Source organism: Lentibacillus songyuanensis, from assembly GCF_039548255.1.
Lineage (GTDB): Bacteria > Bacillota > Bacilli > Bacillales > Amphibacillaceae > Lentibacillus_C > Lentibacillus_C songyuanensis.
Genome location: NZ_JBCLVH010000013.1, coordinates 64,286 through 85,721 on the forward strand (window position 1 = coordinate 64,286; position 21,436 = coordinate 85,721).

The 21,436-nt window shown below is 39.8% G+C and carries 19 protein-coding genes; 17 read left to right on the plus strand and 2 right to left on the minus strand.

Features of this window, described 5'->3' with window-relative positions:
* Positions 1 to 8 precede the first annotated feature (8 nt).
* The gene (locus WMZ97_RS13600; protein ID WP_343272634.1) at positions 9 to 332 is read left to right on the plus strand and encodes a hypothetical protein; all 324 of its coding nucleotides are present in this window, start codon (positions 9 to 11) and stop codon (positions 330 to 332) included.
* 97 nt (positions 333 to 429) lie between these two features.
* Here WMZ97_RS13600 and WMZ97_RS13605 read toward each other — a convergent pair whose 3' ends face one another.
* Complete coding sequence (locus tag WMZ97_RS13605; protein WP_343272635.1) at positions 430 to 2,535, minus strand: catalase; 2,106 nt, start codon at positions 2,533 to 2,535, stop codon at positions 430 to 432.
* A 339-nt stretch (positions 2,536 to 2,874) separates the two neighbouring features.
* Here WMZ97_RS13605 and WMZ97_RS13610 point away from each other — a divergent pair, with 339 nt between their 5' ends.
* The 3 genes from WMZ97_RS13610 to WMZ97_RS13620 all read left to right on the plus strand — a co-directional run bounded on the left by WMZ97_RS13610 (position 2,875) and on the right by WMZ97_RS13620 (position 6,209).
* Positions 2,875 to 3,456, plus strand: coding sequence for a genetic competence negative regulator (locus tag WMZ97_RS13610; RefSeq protein ID WP_343272636.1), 582 nt, complete (start codon positions 2,875 to 2,877; stop codon positions 3,454 to 3,456).
* Positions 3,457 to 3,648: 192 nt separating this feature from the next.
* Positions 3,649 to 4,926, plus strand: a complete 1,278-nt coding sequence (locus WMZ97_RS13615; RefSeq protein WP_343272637.1) for a Glu/Leu/Phe/Val family dehydrogenase — start codon at positions 3,649 to 3,651, stop codon at positions 4,924 to 4,926.
* A gap of 293 nt (positions 4,927 to 5,219) precedes the next feature.
* A complete protein-coding gene (locus WMZ97_RS13620; protein ID WP_343272638.1) occupies positions 5,220 to 6,209 on the plus strand; it encodes a YpdA family putative bacillithiol disulfide reductase in 990 nt (329 codons plus the stop codon).
* 333 nt (positions 6,210 to 6,542) lie between these two features.
* Here the strand turns inward: WMZ97_RS13620 and WMZ97_RS13625 are convergent, their stop codons facing one another.
* A complete protein-coding gene (locus tag WMZ97_RS13625; RefSeq protein WP_343272639.1) occupies positions 6,543 to 7,508 on the minus strand; it encodes an asparaginase in 966 nt (321 codons plus the stop codon).
* A 241-nt stretch (positions 7,509 to 7,749) separates the two neighbouring features.
* Here WMZ97_RS13625 and sleB point away from each other — a divergent pair, with 241 nt between their 5' ends.
* The 13 genes from sleB (at position 7,750) to spoIVA (ending at position 21,151) form a co-directional block, all read left to right on the plus strand.
* Entirely contained in the window at positions 7,750 to 8,556 is an 807-nt protein-coding gene (gene sleB / locus WMZ97_RS13630; RefSeq protein WP_343272640.1) for a spore cortex-lytic enzyme, read from the plus strand.
* A gap of 15 nt (positions 8,557 to 8,571) precedes the next feature.
* Positions 8,572 to 9,906 carry a germination protein YpeB gene (gene ypeB, locus WMZ97_RS13635; protein ID WP_343272641.1) on the plus strand — a complete coding sequence of 445 codons (1,335 nt, stop codon included), beginning with the start codon at positions 8,572 to 8,574 and terminating at the stop codon, positions 9,904 to 9,906.
* 106 nt (positions 9,907 to 10,012) lie between these two features.
* Positions 10,013 to 10,672 carry a flagellar brake protein gene (locus WMZ97_RS13640; RefSeq protein WP_343272642.1) on the plus strand — a complete coding sequence of 220 codons (660 nt, stop codon included), beginning with the start codon at positions 10,013 to 10,015 and terminating at the stop codon, positions 10,670 to 10,672.
* A 142-nt stretch (positions 10,673 to 10,814) separates the two neighbouring features.
* Positions 10,815 to 11,492 carry a (d)CMP kinase gene (gene cmk / locus WMZ97_RS13645; RefSeq protein ID WP_343272643.1) on the plus strand — a complete coding sequence of 226 codons (678 nt, stop codon included), beginning with the start codon at positions 10,815 to 10,817 and terminating at the stop codon, positions 11,490 to 11,492.
* 16 nt (positions 11,493 to 11,508) lie between these two features.
* Positions 11,509 to 12,108: a lysophospholipid acyltransferase family protein gene (locus WMZ97_RS13650; RefSeq protein ID WP_343272675.1), complete on the plus strand. Its 600-nt coding sequence runs from the start codon at positions 11,509 to 11,511 to the stop codon at positions 12,106 to 12,108.
* 69 nt (positions 12,109 to 12,177) lie between these two features.
* Entirely contained in the window at positions 12,178 to 13,308 is a 1,131-nt protein-coding gene (rpsA, locus tag WMZ97_RS13655; protein ID WP_343272644.1) for a 30S ribosomal protein S1, read from the plus strand.
* Positions 13,309 to 14,368: 1,060 nt separating this feature from the next.
* Positions 14,369 to 14,995, plus strand: coding sequence for a YphA family membrane protein (locus WMZ97_RS13660; RefSeq protein ID WP_343272645.1), 627 nt, complete (start codon positions 14,369 to 14,371; stop codon positions 14,993 to 14,995).
* Positions 14,996 to 15,182: 187 nt separating this feature from the next.
* A complete protein-coding gene (gene der, locus WMZ97_RS13665; RefSeq protein ID WP_343272646.1) occupies positions 15,183 to 16,493 on the plus strand; it encodes a ribosome biogenesis GTPase Der in 1,311 nt (436 codons plus the stop codon).
* A gap of 12 nt (positions 16,494 to 16,505) precedes the next feature.
* Complete coding sequence (locus WMZ97_RS13670) at positions 16,506 to 17,543, plus strand: NAD(P)H-dependent glycerol-3-phosphate dehydrogenase (protein ID WP_343272647.1); 1,038 nt, start codon at positions 16,506 to 16,508, stop codon at positions 17,541 to 17,543.
* Between the two features lie 113 nt (positions 17,544 to 17,656).
* Positions 17,657 to 17,920: a stage VI sporulation protein F gene (locus WMZ97_RS13675; protein ID WP_343272648.1), complete on the plus strand. Its 264-nt coding sequence runs from the start codon at positions 17,657 to 17,659 to the stop codon at positions 17,918 to 17,920.
* Between the two features lie 268 nt (positions 17,921 to 18,188).
* On the plus strand, positions 18,189 to 18,383 hold the full coding sequence (locus tag WMZ97_RS13680) for a DUF2768 domain-containing protein (RefSeq protein WP_343272649.1): 195 nt from the start codon (positions 18,189 to 18,191) through the stop codon (positions 18,381 to 18,383).
* Between the two features lie 12 nt (positions 18,384 to 18,395).
* Positions 18,396 to 19,127 (plus strand): hypothetical protein, encoded by a 732-nt coding sequence (locus WMZ97_RS13685; protein WP_343272650.1) that lies wholly within the window; start codon positions 18,396 to 18,398, stop codon positions 19,125 to 19,127.
* Positions 19,128 to 19,672: 545 nt separating this feature from the next.
* Positions 19,673 to 21,151 (plus strand): stage IV sporulation protein A, encoded by a 1,479-nt coding sequence (gene spoIVA / locus WMZ97_RS13690; protein WP_343272651.1) that lies wholly within the window; start codon positions 19,673 to 19,675, stop codon positions 21,149 to 21,151.
* Positions 21,152 to 21,436 lie beyond the last annotated feature (285 nt).

The window sequence follows — 21,436 nt, forward strand, 5'->3', positions numbered from 1 at the left end:
GTGTTAATATGACAAACCAATCAACGAAACAGGACGATCAGGCGGAAGAATTAAAGAAGCTGGTGGAATTGGTGGAGGACGGGGCGCCAAATAGCTCTGTGATGAATGAACATACAAAAAATGAGGAAGTAATCGAACAAACTCGAACAAGGGAAATTGATATTTTAAATTTACCACCAAGAAATGAAGTTCACAGCCAAACCAATCAGCGACTCCATATCAAAATAAGCCGACCATTCGTTCGGTTATTACTGGTGATCATTGTTATATTAGTGGTTTTAGCCGGGCTTTACTATGTATGGGATGGAGATATGTGGAACTTCCCTCGCTAAACGCTATAAAGGTGTTCGACAAATGGACCCTGTAGCCGATTATCGGAAACTACAGGGTATTTATTTATCATATATTGGTATCGGATCCATGCCCAGCCTATTTTCGATTCCAAAAACGCTGGTGAGCGATTGCCTTGATAAATTCATGTCCGAAGTCTGGGTTGGTTTGAGCAAAAACAACCCCGGCTAATGTATTTGGATCCTGTACTTGAAAATAGTCCTGCCCAGTTGTGGCAACCCCGATCGGTTTATAGTGTTTATATGCATCATTTATGAAGGACATTATATCTTGATGGAATTTAGTCTGATTTTCAGAACTCCCACCAACGACATAGAGCGAGTCTACAAGTACTGAATTTGTAGAAACAAACGGCTTGTTAACGTTGATTTGTGTACCATCTGACCCTGTGACCACTCCAAGTTTCTCACTAATAATATCGATAAATACCCCATATTGCTGTAGTAAATGAAGTGTATTGCTTACCTCTTTACCGTCAAAACCATTACCGATCAGGACACCAACTTTTTGTGTATATGGGTAGTACTTTGTATTGGCTTCACTAAGTGCTGGGGAACTTGCTGAAACAGGGACATGTGGTTCACTTGGACGGTTCACACCGATATTATCGGCAATCGCGCACGCCATTTTCGTATCGACGTTAGCAAACATATCGACAACTTGCTGTCGTACAGATTTGCTTTTTACGTATCCAAGGTGAAAGGTGAATGTTTCTACGGTATGTTGTTTTTCAACAGATGATAAGCTGTTCCAGAAGAGTCTTGGCTGTGAAAAATAGTCATAGAACGATTCACTTGGGCGCTTTCTTGTTTTGTGTCCTTCAACTCTTTCGGGATAATGTGCATATCCACCTTCTTGTGGTGGAGTTTCCGCCGGTGTATTACCCGCTAGTGAATTGTTATGATAGTTGACTGCATCAACATCAATTTCATGCCTTACGTAGCTTTGTCGCTGGTTTGTGTTTTTTTCGGCGATAGGCTGGTTGACTGGTATGTTGTTAATATTTCCCGTTCCCAGTCGATGATAATCCGTATCTCGGTAGGCAAAAGATCTGCCTTGCAGGACAGGATCATTGGTAAAGTCAATTCCGGGAACAATTGTTGAGGGGTCAAATGACGATTGTTCTTCTTCGGCAAAGTGATTATCAACCAACCGATCCAACGTTAGTTTGCCAATGATTTCAACGGGAACAACTTCTTCTGGCCAGAGTTTGGTATCATCCAGAATATCAAAGTCATACTTGAATTCATCTTCCTCCGCGATCAGTTGCACCCCTAATTCATATTCCGGGTATGCTCCGCACTCAATAGCCTCTTGTAAATCCCGTCTGTGGAAGTCTGGATCGACTCCACCGATAATATTAGCTTCATCCAGTAACAATGAATGAACACCAAGTAGAGGTTTCCATACAAACCGGACAAAAGTTGATTTACCTTGTTCATTGATAAACCGGAATGTATTAACCGGGTAACCTTCCATCATTCGCCAGCTTCTAGGACGGCCTCGATCGGACATAAGCCACATGATGAAATGCGCAATTTCCTGATTGTTAGCAACATAATCCCAGGCATTATCATGCGCGACAGTGGCTTGCGGAACGCCTGATCTCGGGTTCGGTTTAACGGCATGCACAAAATCGGCAAATTTCATGGCATCCATAACAGAGAAGATAGCAAACGAGAGGGCTAACATATCGTAATTTCCTTCCTGAGTGTAAAACTTGGTTGCAAAACCACGAATATCGATTGCTGTGTCCTTAGAACCTTTACTTCCGATAAAATTGGAAAACCGGACAAACACAGGGGTTTTACAGCCAGGTTTCTGTAAAAAGTGAGCTTTTGTAACGTGGCGCATCGATTTATATAATTCAAATTCTCCATAAGCCCCGTCACCTCTTGCGTGAACTACTTTTTCCGGAATTCGTTCACGGTTAAAGTGCGACTGTTTCTTATAAAAATGAAAGTCTTGAAATAATGTAGGTCCACGTTTCCCAGCCCTTAATGACCACCGATCATTCGAAATTTTTAATCCAGCATCACTTGTCAGTTTTTTGTGATCACCTGTATTTTTTTTGCGGTACTGCTCCAATTGTTTCTGTTTTTCATTTTCGTTAACCGGTTTGTAGTGTCTTGACGATAAATCATTTTTATTATTTTCATTATTATTATTATTGTTATTATCCATATAGTCATCACTCCTATCGTTAGATTTCCAAATACCAGCATATAGGGAATGGTTGTTTTAAACTATCAATTGCCTCCTCTTTATCAATTGAATCACTCTTCAAGTGTATGTGTTCAGAATTTGTCCTATTCCGGTTAATTAAATACTGAAAATGTGGTATGATCACAATACGAATGGTAAGGGATAACACAGGATGAATAAATCGTTTTCGCATTTAATATCAACAAAAAATGATCTTTGCCAGTAGTTCAACAATGCGAATAGTTGCATATGATATGGTAAGACGATAAAATAAGTGATCTAAATTAGACTATATTGTTCAGTAAAGGAGGATACAACATGCGTATAGAACGAGTATCCGATAGTCAATTTACCATTTTTTTGACGTTTGATGATTTAATTGAACGTGGTTTTACGAAAGAGGATCTATGGGAAGATGTCACAGGTGTCAGAAATTTGTTTAGTGATATGATGTATGAGGCAAGCTCTGAATTAGGTTTTGAACTAGGTGGTGTATTGCTTGTCCAAGTACATTTGATGCAAGCACAAGGCATGCATGTTATTGTCACACAACACCATGAAACTATAAATTGGGATGAGGATTTTGTTGAGATGAAAGTTACCTTGGATGAAAGCAAAGAGTTAATATTTTCTTTTGATGAATTCGAGGATGTGATTCAGTTAGCCGCATATTTACATGCGAAGTCAATGGATGGAGGAAAAATTTATTTCATGGACGATCGCTATTATATGTTAATCGAAGAAGCAGATTTAAGTGGCAATCACAAGGAGCATATCATTGCCATTATTCTTGAATTTTCATCACCTAGCATTATCACTTCAACAAGATTGAAAGAGTATGGAAAAGTGATTATGGAAAGGACTGCCATCAGACAAATTGTCGATACATTTCATGTGTGAATATGCTGACTTCATGGGCAATACTTTATATTGCAAAAATCGTAATATTAACAGCCAAAATGAACGTAACCGCTTCCTACTTCTTTTGCGAAAAATGGCTGGATTTTATTGCATATTTATGATGAAGGTGTATACTAATGTCTGAGTACAGCTATTATACAAATATGGATGGATATTATAGGAGGTAAATTCATGGCAGCCGATAAAGCAGCAGATTCTACCGAGCAACATGAACAATTGGACGTTTTAAATTCAACTCGAACTGTTGTAAAAAATGCATTGAATAAGTTGGGTTATCCTGATGAAGTTTTTGAATTGTTAAAAGAACCAATGCGGATGTTGACAGTAAGAATCCCCGTCAGAATGGATGATGGTTCGATCAAAATCTTCACTGGTTATCGAGCTCAACATAACGATGCGGTTGGTCCAACCAAGGGTGGTGTCCGATTTCACCCGGATGTAACAGAAACAGAAGTGAAGGCGTTATCCATTTGGATGAGTTTAAAAGCAGGTATTGTTGACCTGCCATACGGTGGAGGAAAAGGTGGGATTATATGTGACCCGCGTGAAATGTCCTTTCGCGAGCTGGAGGGATTAAGTCGTGGTTATGTTCGGGCAATCAGCCAAATTGTTGGTCCGAATAAAGATATTCCTGCTCCAGATGTGTTTACTAATTCACAAATCATGGCATGGATGATGGATGAATACAGTCGAATTGATGAATTTAACAGTCCAGGGTTCATAACCGGTAAACCGATCGTGCTTGGTGGCTCGCACGGCAGAGATTCTGCAACTGCAAAAGGTGTTACGATTGTCATTAATGAGGCAGCAAAGAAACGCGGTCTTGATGTAAAAGGAGCAAGAGTGGTTGTCCAAGGTTTTGGTAACGCAGGCAGCTTCTTATCTAAATTCTTACATGATGCAGGTGCAAAAGTAGTAGGAATTTCTGATGCTTATGGTGCTCTTCATGACCCTGACGGACTTGACATTGATTATTTATTGGATCGTCGTGACAGCTTTGGTACGGTGACTAAGTTATTTGATAATACCATTTCTAATAAGAAATTATTGGAATTAGATTGTGATATACTCGTACCTGCTGCGGTAGAAAATCAAATCACAGCAGAAAACGCACATAATATCAAGGCAGATATTGTGGTAGAGGCTGCAAACGGACCAACAACATTGGAAGGTACCAAGATTCTGACCGAACGTGGTAAATTGCTGGTACCGGATGTTCTTTCATCAGCAGGTGGTGTGACCGTTTCCTACTTTGAATGGGTGCAGAATAATCAAGGATATTATTGGCCAGAAGAAGAAATCGAACAAAAATTGCAGGAAATTATGGTCAAATCGTTTAATGCTATTTATAATACTGCACAAACAAGACGTGTTGATATGCGACTCGCAGCATATATGGTCGGCGTTCGCAAAATGGCCGAAGCAGCAAGATTCCGCGGCTGGGTATAATCAAAAGCGGAAGCGACCGTTTAGCGGCGTATGGACTGCGCCCTGCCATTTAGTGTGGTTCGGTGTTGCGACAGGACGTCGCGGTTTTAACCGAACTTCCCCTGTAACTGGTGTTGATTTATCGTACGGAGGTGAAGGAAGTCTACTAGCCGCTGGTCGCTGGAGCTGGATGATAACCAGAGGTCGAAATTGAGAAAACAATTTAAATGACGAGGAAACTCTTATCATGTATAGTAGTGTGGTAAGGGTTTTCTTTTTGTTGTTTTAGAAGTTAGTAAAGGAAGTGCGTACAGATGCAAAGGGAACATACGATTATTATTGGTGGCGGGCCATGTGGTCTATCAGCTGCAATTGAATTACAACGACAAAATATCACACCGCTAATTATTGAAAAGGAAAATGTTGTCAATACCATTTATAATTTTCCGACTCATCAAACGTTTTTTAGTTCCAGTGAACGATTGGAAATTGGCGATCGGTTGTTTATTACAGAAAAGCAAAAACCTGTGCGAATGGAAGCCTTAACGTATTATCGTACAGTTGCACAGCGAGAAAAACTTAGAATCAATGCCTATGAAAAGGTAGTAATGATAGAAAAACACGATGATACATTTTATATACAATCACAAAGGACTAATGGAGAAATAGTGGAATCTCAAGAATATCAAGCGGAAAATGTGATCATCGCTACAGGTTATTATGATCATCCAAATTGGATGCATGTACCGGGCGAAGAAAAGAAAAAAGTCATGCATTATTTTAAAGAGGGTCATCCATATTTCAACAAAGATGTCGTTGTGGTCGGTGGAAAAAATTCAGCTGTTGATGCAACCATGGAGCTCCACAAATCAGGTGCCCGCAGTATTACTGTTCTGTATCGAGGTGACTCTTATTCTAAAAGCATCAAGCCATGGATCTTACCGGATTTCGATTCATTAATACGGAAAAATATCGTGACAATGGAATTTAATGCTCAAGTGATGGAAATTACAAATGATGCGATTGTTTATATGGTAAATGGTGAAACAAAACGAATCAAGAATGATTTCGTTTTTGCGATGACCGGTTATCGGCCTGATCACCAATTTCTGAAAGACACAGGTATATTAGTCAACGAGGAAGATGGCAGGCCATATTTTAATGAGGAAACAATGGAAACCAATATTCCAGGAATTTACGTCGCCGGCGTTATCTCATCAGGATATAATAATAATATCATCTTTATTGAAAATGGCCGGGACCACGGCAAATTAATCGCTGAGTCGATCGTGAATCGAAAATAGCAGGCCGAGACAAAGTGTTTAAATTATAGATAAATCCGACTGAATATAATTCCAGTTTCTTCAATTGGAATTTATATTCAGTCGTATTTATCTTTTTGCATTTAAAAACGTATAAAATGACACTTTATTTGTGGAAATTTTACTGCCTATTAAAAATGAGCTAAAGGTTTTGTCAAGTTTTGAAAACTTTGATGCAAATTATCCGTAAAGTGAAACTACATTCAGTGGGGGTTTCCCTTTCTCCCCACTGAATATTAGTTGAACAGAACTCAACTATATATCAAATCTATCCAAAAAAATATTCTCCATATGCTCCGGCCGGCATTTTTACTTTTAAGAAAAGTATTCCTTTAATGTCTGATAATCATGTTTGAGCTGTTCTAATGCGATTAATAATTTAATTCGCGCTTTCGGGCCGGTTAGTTCGTTTGCAAAAATGACACCCATTTCTTTAAGTTTTTTTCCTCCACCTTCATATCCATACGTTGGCTGGACAATGCCTTGATAGCACCTAGATACAAGGATAACCGGAATACCCTCATCGATCATTGCCTGAATCGGACCAATTGTGGCTTTTGGTAAATTCCCCTGGCCAAGGGCTTCGATTACTACTCCATCCGGCTTTACCTTTTGAACCGCTTCGATTAATTGACCATCCATTCCAGCATACGCTTTTAATAAAAAAATATTCTTCGTTACCTTGTTTATTGAACAGGTATGTCGGGCAATAATCGTATGATGAAAAATGATCGAATCCTTCGTAATTATTCCAATCGGTCCATACTGCGGACTTTGAAACGTTGCGACATTACTTGTTGATGTTTTGGTCACATTATTTGCTGTGTGTATCTCATCATTCATGACAATTAGTACACCTTTGCCCGCTGCATGATCATCTGCCGCAACCCGAATGGAACTAATCAGATTGTATAACGCATCAGAGCCAATTTCATTACTAGAACGCATGGCACCGGTTAAGATGATCGGTTTCTCTGTTTGGACAACCAAGTCAAGAAAATAAGCCGTCTCTTCCAGTGTGTCTGTACCATGTGTTACAACCAAGCCATCATACAACTTGCTTTTTTCGTCGATTAGTTTGCTCAATTCCAACATATGCTTCGGAGTTATTTGCGGAGAAGGCAATTGGAATGCGATCACCTCATCTACATCGGCAACAGTCTTGAAATGTGCAGCAAAATTCGTTAATGGATGCTCTGATGTCGTTGTAACCTCGCCTGTTTGTTTATTTTCCAACATAGCGATCGTTCCGCCAGTATGAATAATTAATATGCGTTTCAAAATATCACCCACCAATATGTGTTAAATAGGAATGTCATAAAGAATTATGGTTAATGTAAATCTATTGCCAGTTTTCATGACACTACTTATCATACGACAAGATTGCCCATATTGAAAAGAACTGCGATGTCATATGTACGCTTAAATATATTTTCTTCTGTCAGGTTATTAATTATAAATGAATAAAAAAAAGGGTTAATCAAAAAATAGGTTCAACCATACAAGCGTAGGAGGAAAAAATATGACATGCAAAAAAATGTCCCTATTATTGATTATAATATGTTGTTTTTCTATTGGACTCCAAGCATCGCAAGACTCTGAAGTACACGCATTTAGTAATCAGGTAATCCAGAAGGGTGCATCAGGAGACGATGTTATCGAGCTTCAAGCAAGATTACAATATATTGGATTCTATACTGGAAAAATTGATGGTGTGTTTGGTTGGGGGACATATTGGGCGTTGCGAAACTTTCAACAGGATTTTGGTATGACAGTAGATGGACTTGCCGGCGATAAGGTGAAACAAAAGCTTGTTAAAGCAAGTAAATATGACAAACAACACGTTGAACAACAAATAAGTCAAGGTAATCAATTTAATACTTATGGTAATTCAGGTCAGAACAAGCAAACAAAAGATACAACACAAAAATCGACAAACCCTACACCAACCGCTGTCAACGTACCACAAGGCTACTCACAGAATGATATTAAATTACTGGCAAATGCCGTTCATGGAGAAGCACGTGGGGAATCATATGTTGGTCAAGTAGCCGTAGCAGCAGTGATCTTAAATCGAGTGGAAAGTGCAACCTTCCCAAACACGGTGTCCGGTGTCATATTCGAACCTAGAGCATTTACAGCCGTAGCAGACGGACAAATCTGGTTAACACCGAATGAAACTGCAAAAAAAGCTGTAATAGATGCAATCAACGGGTGGGATCCAACCGGAAATGCACTCTACTATTTTAATCCTGATACGGCTACATCTGCCTGGATTTGGTCAAGGCCACAGATTAAAAAAATTGGTAAGCACATATTTTGTAAATAGAAAGGTGTGATGGAAATGATGCGATGGATATTAATTACTGTATTATCAGCTGGTGTAATCGGGGTAGGAATTTGGGGTTATCAGGAACATCGCGATAAAAATGCTGTTCTTATGCAAGCGGAGAACACGTATCAGCGATCGTTCCATGATCTGTCTTATCATATGGATTTATTAAACGATAAAATTGGTACAGCCTTAGCCATGAACTCAAGAGAAACGCTGTCCCCTCAATTAGTAGAGATTTGGCGGATTACATCCGATGCCTTATCTGATGTTGGACAATTGCCATTATCTCTGCTGCCATTTAATAAGACGGAGGAGTTTTTATCCAGTACTGGCGATTTCACCTATAAAGCAGCTGTTCGCGATTTGGATAAGAAACCACTATCAGATGAGGAAACAAAAAAATTAGAAACACTATATCAACAATCAGGTGATATTACTAAAGAACTCAGACAGGTACAACACGTCGTTCTTGACAACAATTTACGCTGGATGGATGTGCAAATGGCACTCGCCTCTGATCAAACAAAATCGGATAATACCATTATTGACGGACTAAAAACAGTTGAGAAAAAAGCGGAAGGGTATTCTGAAAGTAATTTGAATGCTGCACCAACTGGGAAATCATCAAAAGAACACAAGTATAAATTTTTAACTGGTGATAAGATTTCTGAACAGCAAGCCTTAAAACGGAGTAAATCACTATTACATGTGAAAAATGAGGATGATATCACGTTAACGAAAAGTGGTAAAGGAGCAGATATACCACTTTATAGTATTTCCTATCAAGATGGGGACAAGAGCGCATATATGGATATGACCGAACAAGGCGGAAAACCGATTTCACTAGTAATTGATCGCCCAGTTGGCAAACAAAAATTAAGTCTTAATGACGGATTGGAAAAAGCAAAAAAGAACCTGAAAAAATATGGGTTTAAAGATATGAAGCTATACCAAAGCAGTCAATATGACAATGTTGGTGTCTATTCCTTTCTTTATGATGATGATGGGGTACGGGTTTATTCCGATGCTGTTCAAGTAAAAGTAGGTTTAGATGAAGGTGATATTTTAGGATTTACTGCCAGAGAATACTACATGAATCACTCCGATCGTAATATTGCTAAACCAACGATTACTCAAGATGAAGCTAAAGAAAAAGTGAATCCAGAAGTGAAAATTAATGAAGAAAATTTGGCGATTATTGATAATGATACAGGTGATGAAGTACTAACATATGAATTTCTTGGTGTGCTCGATAATGAAACATATCGTATTTATATTAATGCGATGAATGGACAAGAAGAAAAAGTGGAAAAAATGGGCGGCACCGAATTGAAATATGCGTAACATTTGCAGGGAATGGCAAAAGCCTTTCCCTTTTTCCATTATTCTGTGATAATAGGTATAAAGAATTATTTACCTGAAACTTTTAGTTCTTTGGGAGGGGTGGGTCATGAAAATTGGAACGCTACTGCGTTTGGAAATAAACGATCCTAAAACGGCAACTATCAAAAGGTATCGTTGTAAAGTCATTGAGCAAAATACCCATTATTTATTTGTTGATTATCCAATTGATGAAAAAACGAATAAGACAGTCTTTTTACCTAAGAATCAAGTTTTAACAGTTACTTTTGTCAGTACCAATCAGTCCGTCTATTCTTTTCGTTCCAAGATTATCAGTAAGGTAAAAGTGAACATTCCCGCTCTCGCACTTCAAATACCGGAAAAACAATCGATCAAACGAATTCAACGACGGGAATATGTTCGAATCGATACAGCGATTGATGTAACGGTTCATAGTACAGATGGATTGTTTCCTCCATTCCAGTCGGTGACAAATGATGTAAGTGGTGGGGGATTATCGATTGTTTTACCGCATACTGTATTGCTTATTCAAGGAGATGAACTAGATATATGGTTCGTTTTGCCAATGCAATCCGGGGACTATCATTATATTTATGCGCAAGCGGAAGTGGTTCGTGTTCAATCGGCCGAGAATACTGTATCAGCAATGTCGATAAAATTCACCTCCATATCAAAAGACTTTCAGCAACAAATTATGCATTTTTGTTTTGAAAAGCAACGGGAAGCCAGGAAAAAAGAGTTGATTTAATGGCCCTTATTATGATTTGAACACTCACGCTAACCGGGACACTTCCTCTTTTACAATTATTATGTTATTATTTTTATGTAACTTGGCTGTAGTTGGGTTATGTATTTGGATTGTTAGGGAATGAGAGGAATGAAAGGTATTCATGTATGAACAACAAATTAGGATAGCAATTGATGGGCCTGCAGCAGCGGGAAAAAGCACTGTAGCGAAGATCGTTGCTCGTGAGCTTGCTTATATCTATATTGATACAGGGGCAATGTATCGTGCCTTGACACTTAAAGCGTTGCAAGAGAACATCCCACTGGATGATGAGATACGTTTGGCCGAGTTATTAATACATACCGAAATTAAGCTGATGCAGGCAGAAGAAGGTCAAAAAGTTTTGGTGGATGGACAAGATGTAACGGCGGAAATTCGTTCGTTACAGGTTACCAATCAAGTTTCCCATGTTGCGAAACATCCGAGTGTCCGTAAAGAAATGGTCATACGGCAGCAAGACTTGGCCGCTAAAAGTGGTGTTGTTATGGATGGGAGAGATATTGGTACGCATGTACTTCCGAATGCTGAAGTAAAGATTTTTCTTCTAGCGACCGTAGAAGAGCGGGCAAGACGCCGATATAAAGAGAATAGTGAAAAAGGGTACACTTCAGATTTAGAGGAACTGAAAAAGGAAATCGAACAACGGGACATGATCGATTCCAAACGGGCTACAGCTCCATTAATGAAAGCTGAAGATGCTGTTGAAGTCGATACAACTGCATTATCAATCAATGAAGTTGCCGAGCGCATTCTAAAAGAGGTTAAAAAAGTAGTACATTGAAATGGGTGAATAAATGGTGAGCCTTTATAAATTTGCGAAGTTCGTGATATCACTCCTATTCTTCCCGTTATATCGGATCCGTGTCGTTGGTGAACATCATGTACCTAAAACTGGGCCTGTTATCATTTGCAGTAATCATATATCCAATTTGGATCCCCCGATTGTCGGGATTACCTCCCCGCGCGGAATTCATTTTATGGCCAAAGGGGAACTGTTTACGAAACGTTTTATCGGCAGGTTATTGTTAGCGCTTCAGGCTTTTCCAGTTAAAAGAGGGTTGAGTGATCGAAATGCATTAAGAAAAGGGTTAGGTATTCTAAAAGAAGGTCATACACTTGGACTCTTTCCTGAAGGGACCAGAAGCAAAACTGGTGAATTAGGAGAACCATTGGCCGGAGCTGGATTCTTTGCATTACGTTCGAACGCTGCGATTGTTCCGTGTTTTATTACTGGTCCGTATAAACCATTTCGAAAACAGACAGTCATTTACGGAAAACCGATGGACATAGATTTTTACCGCAAAAATAAAAGCTCGCCCAGAGAAGCAGCGGAAGCAATAATGGCCGAAATCAAGAAATTACAAGAGAGTCATCAGTCTGCTTTACTTGACAAATAATTATAACTATTAGATGTTAGAAAAAAGAATATTTTGTTTTGGTTGGTATCTTAAGGGAGGCATTGTGTGATGAGTGAAATGAAGCATGAATTAACCGAGGTTTCGATAGGTGATGTCGTGACCGGGACTGTTGTTAAAGTGGAAGATAAGCAGGTATTGGTCGACATTGGATATAAAACAGAGGGGATTGTTCCAATTAGTGAACTTTCTAACCTTCATGTGGAAACAACAGGTGATGTAGTCCATGAAGGCGACGAGCTGCAACTGAAAGTGAAAAAAGTGGAAGACGATGAAGTTGTTTTATCCAAGCGGGCGGTAGATGCGGATAATGCTTGGGAAGAACTTGAAGCCAAGTATCAAAATGGCGATATCTTGGAAACAGAGGTTAAAGAGGTTGTCAAAGGTGGACTAGTAGTTGATATCGGTTTGCGCGGCTTTATACCAGCTTCATTGGTGGAGACCTATTATGTAGAGGATTTTTCCGATTATCTCCTTCAACCGTTAACCGTAAAAATTGTTGATCTGGACAAAGAGCAAAATCGGGTAATTCTCTCCCACCGTGCCATAGTGGAGGATGAATTAACTGCGAAAAAACAGCAATTATTACAGTCACTAGAAGAAGGACAAGTACTGGAGGGAACGGTACAGCGGATAACAAACTTTGGTGTGTTTGTTGATCTTGGAGGTATTGATGGTCTTGTTCATATCTCCCAGCTTGCCCATGAACACGTCAACAAAGCGTCTGACGTTGTTTCTGAGGGTGAAACGATTAAAGTCGAAGTATTAGCTGTGGATCGTGATAACGAGCGTATTTCTTTATCACGTAAAACGACATTGCCAGGACCATGGGAGAATATCCAGGACCGGATTTCCAAAGGTGATGTTTTGGAAGGCACAGTAAAACGATTGGTAACTTTTGGTGCGTTCGTTGAGGTGCTTCCAGGTGTTGAAGGGTTAGTGCACATCTCCCAAATTGCGAATCGCCATATTGGTACACCGCAGGAAGTGCTGGAAGAAGGCCAAACCGTTAACGTAAAAGTTCTGGATGTAAATGAAGCTGAAGAACGCATATCTTTAAGTATCAAGGAACTGGAACAACAACAAGAAACGGCTGATTACAAACAATATGAAAAAGATGATGAACAATCCAGTTTCCAGCTTGGTGATGTGATTGGCGATAAATTGAATAAATATAAATAATATAAGTAAAAAATATACTTGTAACATTTACTAGCCTTTGTTTCGATTCGTAACTGGAGGAGCAAAAGTGCTTTAGTCATAGAGAAATCCGAACGATGATTCAAGTTCTTCATTGGAATTTGCATTCGTTCAGATTTCTCTTTTTGTATTTTAAGAACCACAAAAGCTATTCGATGAAGTATCTCACATGAGTAAAAATTTTTAAGTGACAGTATCCATAAACTGCGACGTAACTTGAAATTATGTTCGATGCTCTGGCGATCGCTGCGGAAAAACACTACGCTTTCCGCGGGTGGCTGGTGAGCCTCCTCGTGCTGACGCACTCCGGGGTCTCACCTATGCCATTCCTCCCGCAGGAGTCTCCGTGTTTTTCCTCCGCTAGGGTTGGTGCCACCTATAATTATAGGCGCTCAACTCTTAATTATTTAATAATTAGAGCATTGGATCGAAGGGTAGTTGATACCTGCTGAAAACAACCATGTCTAAAGGTCCCATAATACGATTCTGTGAAAAGACACCGCATTCAACTGTCGGATTATTATGAACAAGCGTGTATTATCCTGCATGCAGTATAGCTTGTGACAACAGAATTCTTTAGCTGAAGAAATGCTAATAATCTTTCAGCCAGTAGACAGGCTATGCTAGTCCGGAATCGCTCCGGGTGGTGACTCCTGTGGGAACAGCACGTGTCCGAAGACCCCGCAGAGTGGTTCTTAAGGAGGGCCGACTAAAAACGGTCTTTGCGGCCAACGTCGGCATAATACCCCTATGAAGGTGCAAGGAGACTGAAGCCGTGCCCACGGAAAGCATCTACTCGAAGCAATTTCGGACGGTGGCGTGCACCCCTCTTCCAATAGAACGTGTGTCATGTAATAAAGTTATCACTACGTCGTAGTTTCCATCAACTACGTATAATTTAAGATCTTCTTGAAAAAGTAACCTTTAAACCGTCCCATCCTGTAATTGTTCATCTTTCGTGTAGAAGTTTTGTCATGTTCCCATCCTCTTTTTTGTTTAAGATGACATCACGTTAGTTATAATGCTAAGGGTGGTGAGTTTATTGTCGGATGGACTAATCTTTTTATGGTTTGCTTGGATACTATGGATCATTGTGACGTTTTTTATGAAAAAGGGAAGCAGGCGAACTTTTTTTGCTTGTATTATATTGTTGTTAATTTGCGGTTCCAATGCATCTTGGGCAATCAGTGGCTATCAAGTTACTCCGTCGTTTGTTATTCTATTGGCGTCTCTTATATTCTTTCATGGGGTCGCTCAATCGCTCTATTTATTGTTTGCTTCCTTTACCATTTGTTTAGGGTATACAGGTATTTTATTTTGGGAACAGATTACTCCTATTTGGATGTTTTTACCACGATATGTGCTTATTCCACTTATTCTTATTATTCTTGTTTCTACCATCACAAATCGGATGGATTATAAATTAGCGGTAGGATTAATTGGCATAACGTTTGGGGAAATATACTATAGTTTAATTTTAGCAAGTTATTCGATTCAGGAAACCATTGGAGACATGGCTTTTTTTGATATGATATTTGTGTATCTCATGTTCCTTACTATTCTTGAAATCCTGCATAAAGGAAAACTGGCGTTATACAAAACAACAAAACGGTTGAACCAGCCGTCACAACCAGTAAGTAATAAAGTACAAAAAAGGTTGAACGGCTGATGAGAATTGATATCAGGAAAAACATTGTGATTGGCAGGTACTTTTGCTAGAATAAGTGAAGTGAGTGTCATTCTGTCGAAAATGGTTGTACACAGTGCGTGACAGTACAGGAAATACAAGAGCTATTTTCGTATATAACCAGGCTGTATCCGACACAGAAAGAAAGAGTAGAAAGGATGTTCCTTTCATGAGGAAATCTGTTGTAGCAATTGTAGGAAGACCAAACGTTGGAAAGTCAACCATTTTTAATCGACTGGTTGGCGAGCGAATATCAATTGTAGAGGACATCCCAGGGGTAACCAGGGATCGAATTTATGCAGAAGGAGAATGGCTAACATCAACCTTTAACATAATTGATACCGGAGGAATTGAAGTTGGTGACGAACCATTATTGGTGAAAATGCGCCAACAAGCTGAAGTCGCTATTGATGAAGCGGATGTCATTATCTTTTTAGTGAATGGACGAGAAGGGATTACTGCTGCTGATGAAGAAGTGGCTAAGCTATTATATAAGTCAAACAAGCCCGTTGTCTTGGCGGTAAATAAAGTAGATAATCCAGAAATGCGAGAACAAATTTATGAATTTTATTCTTTGGGATTTGGCGAGCCATTTCCAATCTCCGGTGCGCATGGCCTTGGCCTTGGTGATATGCTGGATGCCGTCGTGGAACTTTTTCCGGAGCGTGAGAAGGAAGATGAAAATGAAGATACCGTCTATTTCAGTTTAATTGGCCGGCCCAACGTGGGAAAATCCTCGTTAGTAAATGCCATTTTAAACGAAGATCGAGTCATTGTCAGTGAAATAGAAGGTACAACTAGAGACGCAATTGATACCAAATTGCATCGGGATGAAACAGATTATGTTATTATTGACACGGCCGGGATGCGTAAGCGTGGAAAAGTATATGAAACGACGGAGAAATATAGTGTATTGCGTGCATTAAAGGCTATCGAACGCTCAGATGTTGTTTTAGTCTTAATTGATGCGGAAACCGGCATACGCGAACAAGATAAGAAGATTGCAGGATATGCCCATGATGCTGGGCGAGCTATTGTCATTGTGGTCAATAAGTGGGATACCGTCGAGTCAAACGAAAAAGCAATGAAAGAATTTGAAACGAAGGTCAGGGCGCATTTCCAATTTCTGGACTATGCACCAATCGTCTTTTTATCGGCGAAAACAAAAAAACGGTTACACACCCTGTTGCCAGCTATCAATTTAGCCAGCGAGAATCATGCCAAACGAGTACCAACCAATGTATTGAATGATGTCATCATGGATGCATTGGCAATGAATCCGACACCAACTATGAAAGGGAAGCGGTTGAAGGTTCTCTACACTACACAGGTAGCAGCGAAACCACCAGCATTTGTTGTGTTTGTAAATGATCCGGAATTAATGCATTTTTCCTACAAACGATTCTTGGAAAATAAAATAAGAGATGCATTTGGATTTGTTGGTACACCAATCAAAATCTTTGCAAGAAAAAGGGAATAGGAGGGAACTATTTTGGCAAAAGTTGCTGTATTAGGTGCTGGAAGCTGGGGTACTGCATTAAGCATTGTACTGGCTGATAATGGACATGATGTGCGGTTATGGACACATCGTAAAGAACAGGCTGATGCGATCAATACCACCCATAAAAATGAAAAATACCTGGAAATCATGATCCCGGAAAAAATTAACGCATTTGATGATTTACAACGGGCTATTAAAGATGTTTCTGCCATTGTTCTTGTCGTACCAACCAAGGCCATTCGGGAAGTTTGCAGCCAATTAGATACGTTAATGGATGAAAAGGTAACGATCATTCATGCATCAAAAGGAATTGAGCCGGAAACTTTAAAACGGGTATCGGAAATGATTGCAGAAGAAATGGAACGATACACAGTCGATGATATTGTTGTACTTTCCGGACCAAGTCATGCAGAAGAAGTTGGCAAACGTCAACCAACAACAGTTACTGTTTCATCTGTAAATGAAAAAAATGCTAAAATTGCCCAGGATTTATTTATGAGTGATACCTTTCGTGTCTATACCAGTCCTGATGTCGTAGGTGTAGAGCTTGGTGGTGCACTGAAAAATATTATCGCGCTTGGCGCTGGAATATCTGATGGTTTAGGGTATGGGGACAATGCGAAAGCAGCCCTTATTACGAGAGGTTTAGCAGAAATTGCCCGACTTGGTGCTTCCCTTGGTGCCAACCCGTTAACCTTCTTAGGTTTGCCAGGTGTCGGTGATTTAATTGTTACTTGTACAAGTGTACACAGCCGTAATTGGCGTGCTGGTAACTTGTTGGGGAAAGGAAATAAGCTTAATCAGGTACTAAGCCAAATGGGTATGGTTGTCGAAGGTGTTCGAACAGCTAAGGCTGCCAATCAATTCGCAGAAAAACAAGGAATTGAAATGCCAATTACCCATGGTATTCATAAAATATTGTTTGAAGAAGCAAAACCAAAAGATGTAGTCGATCAATTAATGAACCGAACAAAAAGGGAAGAAATGGATGATTTAGCTGTATTGTTAAGTAATCGATACTCGTCTTGAATTTCAGATTTCTGAACGTGCGCGCTTCCGAAATTACTGGCTGTTAGCACACTCACTTTCACTCACCTCTTGCATATAATATGATGAATTAACAGTTGCAAGGAGGCGAGCAAGTGAGCAATTTTCAAAAGGGGTTATTCGATAAATTAAACAAAAAGGCAAACATCGACCCAAGTGAAGTATATAAAGTAGCAGATTCCGTGAAAAATGCAGATTTTTCAGATGAGCAAACCGTTCGAGATCTAGTGCGGAGGCTATCAAAAATGGCAAACAAACCATTGTCCAAAGAAAAAGAGGATAAAATCGTACAATCGATTACTAAGAACAAAATGCCGATGGATATGCAATCGATGAATCAACTATTCAATAAAAAATAGGGATACTGGGCATATGAGGATACAAAGTCAGAAAGAATCGCATAAGATAAATCGCACAAGCATTCATGGATAGAGATGTTGTGGGTATTATTTAGTCAATCTGAGATGAAGCTGGCCCCCTTCATCTCAGGAACTTTTACCTTATGCCAAACGTTGACATGACACTGCTACCTTTAGTACACATTAAAGGTCTTTTCGTGCTTTTGGAGATTTCGCTGTGTTATAATAGCTTGTCAGTGATTATGTGTATTGATTTAGGAGTGAGGATATGACAGTAGGCTTGATAAAAATGTGGATATCCTTTGCTGGTATTATACTGCTTTTAGTGTCAATCGGTTTGATTCTTTTAAGCAGGTACAAGCTAAGGGGATTTTTTGCTGGTATTGTTTCAGTATTTGCCTATCTATGTTTCATTTTAGGTGGCATTATTATATTTTATATTGTCTTTAGCGGGCCAGCTTAGGAGGATATGCCGATGAAATTTACATATTTACGTGTTTGTATGATGTTGATGATGGTGATTATCCTGTTAAGCGGATGTTTATATCCGGAAAATAAGCTGGAAAAAAACCAAACGCCAAACGAAGATCAGTTGGAATTGGTCCAAAAAGCTGTTGATGAATACCGGGAACAGACAAACGGGTTAGTTCCGATCAAAACAAAAGAAGAAGACACACCGATTTTTCAAAAATACTTAATTGATTTTACTGCTTTAAAAGAAAAGCATTTGATCACTGAAACACCGGGGAATGCGTATGAAAACGGTGGAGTCTATCAATACGCATTGATCACACCAGAGGACAATCCCCGCGTCAAATTAATCGATCTGCGTCTAACAGAAACGATTCGTTCGGTCGGGGTAAAGTTGGATATTTACCGCAACGATCATTTGTATCCTCCATACGGAGAACAGATTACCAAAGGAATATACAAATTAAATTATAAAAAGTTAGGTCTTGACAGCGAACCGGTTGTAAAAAGCCCCTACTCAGGAAAAAATCTGCCCCTTATCATGAACACAGAGGGTGATTTATTTGTTGATTATCGAATGGATCTGTATGATGCATTAAAAGAGAGCAAACATGACGCAACAGAAGGGGACGATATCCGAAATCTATTAGCAGAAAATGCACCATTCGTGCCGGCTTACTCGCTTCCATACACCGTACATGAAGGCGAACCCATCTTTTTACAATCGAATAAATAAGCATATAATCTCCCTTGCTGCATATATTGTGGCAAGGGATTTTATTTGCTGCATTTATTATCGCTTGCTCGACTAAATATGTTTACAAGAAACAATTTATTTCGGTCCTTTCTAATGCTGAATGTATCTGAAACGGGGAGAGGCAAGATTCTTTTTATACCGCTCTTAACGGGCAGTTAACCCCCCGCTTCAAGATTTGGTGAAATTTAAAAAGTAAGTGGGAGACAACCGCATGACAATGATCCGATTCTGTTCTAAGCCTGCACGATGCAGGTTACAAAAGCGATGTAACCCATACATCTAAGAATTTAGCCTATGTTCCCTTGACTCAGTGGGGGAGGTGGCCCAGGATATGGATGCTATCAGCTTGTCTCTTTGCCTCCTCTACAACGTGCTGTAAGTGGAAAATCCACTGAATGGAGTTTTACTTTATATTTTTCTATTTATTTAAGGCATAATTTGATAGGACAACATCATAGACTTGTAATGTCAATTATTCGTAGTTTGTTCGTTAGTAAATGTAATGGAGATCGGGAGGGGATCGTTTGGAAAGAGTTGATATTTTTAAAGATATTTCGAAACGGACGAATGGAGATATTTATTTAGGCATTGTTGGAGCGGTTCGGACAGGCAAATCAACGTTTATTAAGAAATTTATGGAACAGGTTGTTCTGCCGGATATTGAGGATGAGAATGATCGCAGCCGGGCACTGGATGAATTACCACAAAGTGCAGCAGGTAAAACGATTATGACAACAGAGCCGAAATTTGTGCCTAATCAGGCCGTTTCCATTCACGTGGATGAAGGCTTAGATGTAAACGTACGACTAGTTGACTGTGTGGGTTACGCTGTAGAAGGGGCCAAAGGATTTGAGGATGAGAATGGACCAAGAATGATTCACACACCATGGTATGAGGAACCCATCCCATTCCATGATGCTGCCGAAATTGGCACAAGAAAGGTTATTCAAGAGCATTCTACGATGGGAGTTATTATAACCACTGACGGAACCATTGGCGAAATCCCTCGTAGTGACTATGTTGATGCCGAAGCAAAGGTCGTCGATGAATTAAAAGAAGTAGGCAAGCCATTCATCATGGTTATCAACTCGGTAAGACCATCTAGTCAGGATACGGAATTATTACGACAAGAGCTCGCTGAGAAATATGATATTCCAGTGCTTGCCATGAGTATTGAATCGATGACAGAACACGATGTTCATAATGTACTGCGTGAAGCATTATATGAATTTCCTGTATTGGAAGTCAATGTTAACTTGCCAAGCTGGGTAATGGTGCTAAGGGAGAATCATTGGCTCCGTACGAATTATCAAGATGCCATTCAAACAACTGTAAAAGACATCAAACGTCTTCGGGATGTCGATAATATTGTTGGCCACTTCACGGATTATGAATACATTGATCGGGCCAATATTGCCGGTATGGAGATGGGGGATGGGGTAGCGGAAATAGATCTCCATGCACCAGATGATTTATACGATCAAATCCTAAAAGAAATTGTTGGTGAAGAGATTCGCGGGAAAGACCATCTACTTGAATTAATGCAAGATTTTGCCTATGCTAAGAGGGAATATGATCAAGTCTCTGGTGCATTGCAAATGGTGAAACAGACAGGATATGGGATTGCAGCTCCAAGTTTAGAAGATATGGTACTTGATGAACCAGAAATAATTCGCCAAGGATCACGCTTCGGAGTACGTTTAAAGGCAGTGGCCCCGTCCATCCACATGATCAAGGTGGAAGTAGAATCGGAGTTTTCTCCAATCATTGGAACAGAAAAACAAAGTGAAGAGCTTGTCCGATACCTGATGCAAGACTTTGAGGAAGACCCACTATCCATTTGGGAATCAGACATTTTCGGCCGCTCACTCAGCTCGATCGTCAGAGAAGGCATTCAAGCAAAGATCGCTATGATGCCAGAAAATGCACGGTATAAGCTAAAAGATACATTGGAACGCATCATCAATGAAGGATCAGGCGGATTAATCGCCATTATATTATAACCCAAAGGTGGAGGCTCCCGATTAGCAACGTATGGATTACGCCCTGCCAAGCAGGTGGGTTCGGTGTTGTTGCGCATAGCAATGGTCTTAATCAAACCTCCTACCGTAGGGGATAATGTTACATGTCCCTGCAACAGGGATAGACTTGGTGGATGCAAAGGCCGTATTTAATCGGCCTTCCTTCATCTACAAACCGATGTTAACTTATCATACGGAGGTGGGTGTTGGCCACTAGTCACTGGAGCCTGAAGAGGGGTAACAGGATGCAGGTCAAGACGTCGCGCT

What these genes read in the sequence shown, in the direction of transcription:
- WMZ97_RS13600 (WP_343272634.1), top strand. Translation starts at nt 9, where the DNA reads ATGACAAACCAATCAACGAAACAGGACGATCAGGCGGAAGAATTAAAG.
- WMZ97_RS13605 (WP_343272635.1), bottom strand. Translation starts at nt 2,535, where the DNA reads ATGGATAATAACAATAATAATAATAATGAAAATAATAAAAATGATTTA.
- WMZ97_RS13610 (WP_343272636.1), top strand. Translation starts at nt 2,875, where the DNA reads ATGCGTATAGAACGAGTATCCGATAGTCAATTTACCATTTTTTTGACG.
- WMZ97_RS13615 (WP_343272637.1), top strand. Translation starts at nt 3,649, where the DNA reads ATGGCAGCCGATAAAGCAGCAGATTCTACCGAGCAACATGAACAATTG.
- WMZ97_RS13620 (WP_343272638.1), top strand. Translation starts at nt 5,220, where the DNA reads ATGCAAAGGGAACATACGATTATTATTGGTGGCGGGCCATGTGGTCTA.
- sleB (WP_343272640.1), top strand. Translation starts at nt 7,750, where the DNA reads ATGACATGCAAAAAAATGTCCCTATTATTGATTATAATATGTTGTTTT.
- ypeB (WP_343272641.1), top strand. Translation starts at nt 8,572, where the DNA reads ATGATGCGATGGATATTAATTACTGTATTATCAGCTGGTGTAATCGGG.
- WMZ97_RS13640 (WP_343272642.1), top strand. Translation starts at nt 10,013, where the DNA reads ATGAAAATTGGAACGCTACTGCGTTTGGAAATAAACGATCCTAAAACG.
- cmk (WP_343272643.1), top strand. Translation starts at nt 10,815, where the DNA reads ATGTATGAACAACAAATTAGGATAGCAATTGATGGGCCTGCAGCAGCG.
- rpsA (WP_343272644.1), top strand. Translation starts at nt 12,178, where the DNA reads ATGAGTGAAATGAAGCATGAATTAACCGAGGTTTCGATAGGTGATGTC.
- der (WP_343272646.1), top strand. Translation starts at nt 15,183, where the DNA reads ATGAGGAAATCTGTTGTAGCAATTGTAGGAAGACCAAACGTTGGAAAG.
- WMZ97_RS13680 (WP_343272649.1), top strand. Translation starts at nt 18,189, where the DNA reads ATGACAGTAGGCTTGATAAAAATGTGGATATCCTTTGCTGGTATTATA.
- WMZ97_RS13685 (WP_343272650.1), top strand. Translation starts at nt 18,396, where the DNA reads ATGAAATTTACATATTTACGTGTTTGTATGATGTTGATGATGGTGATT.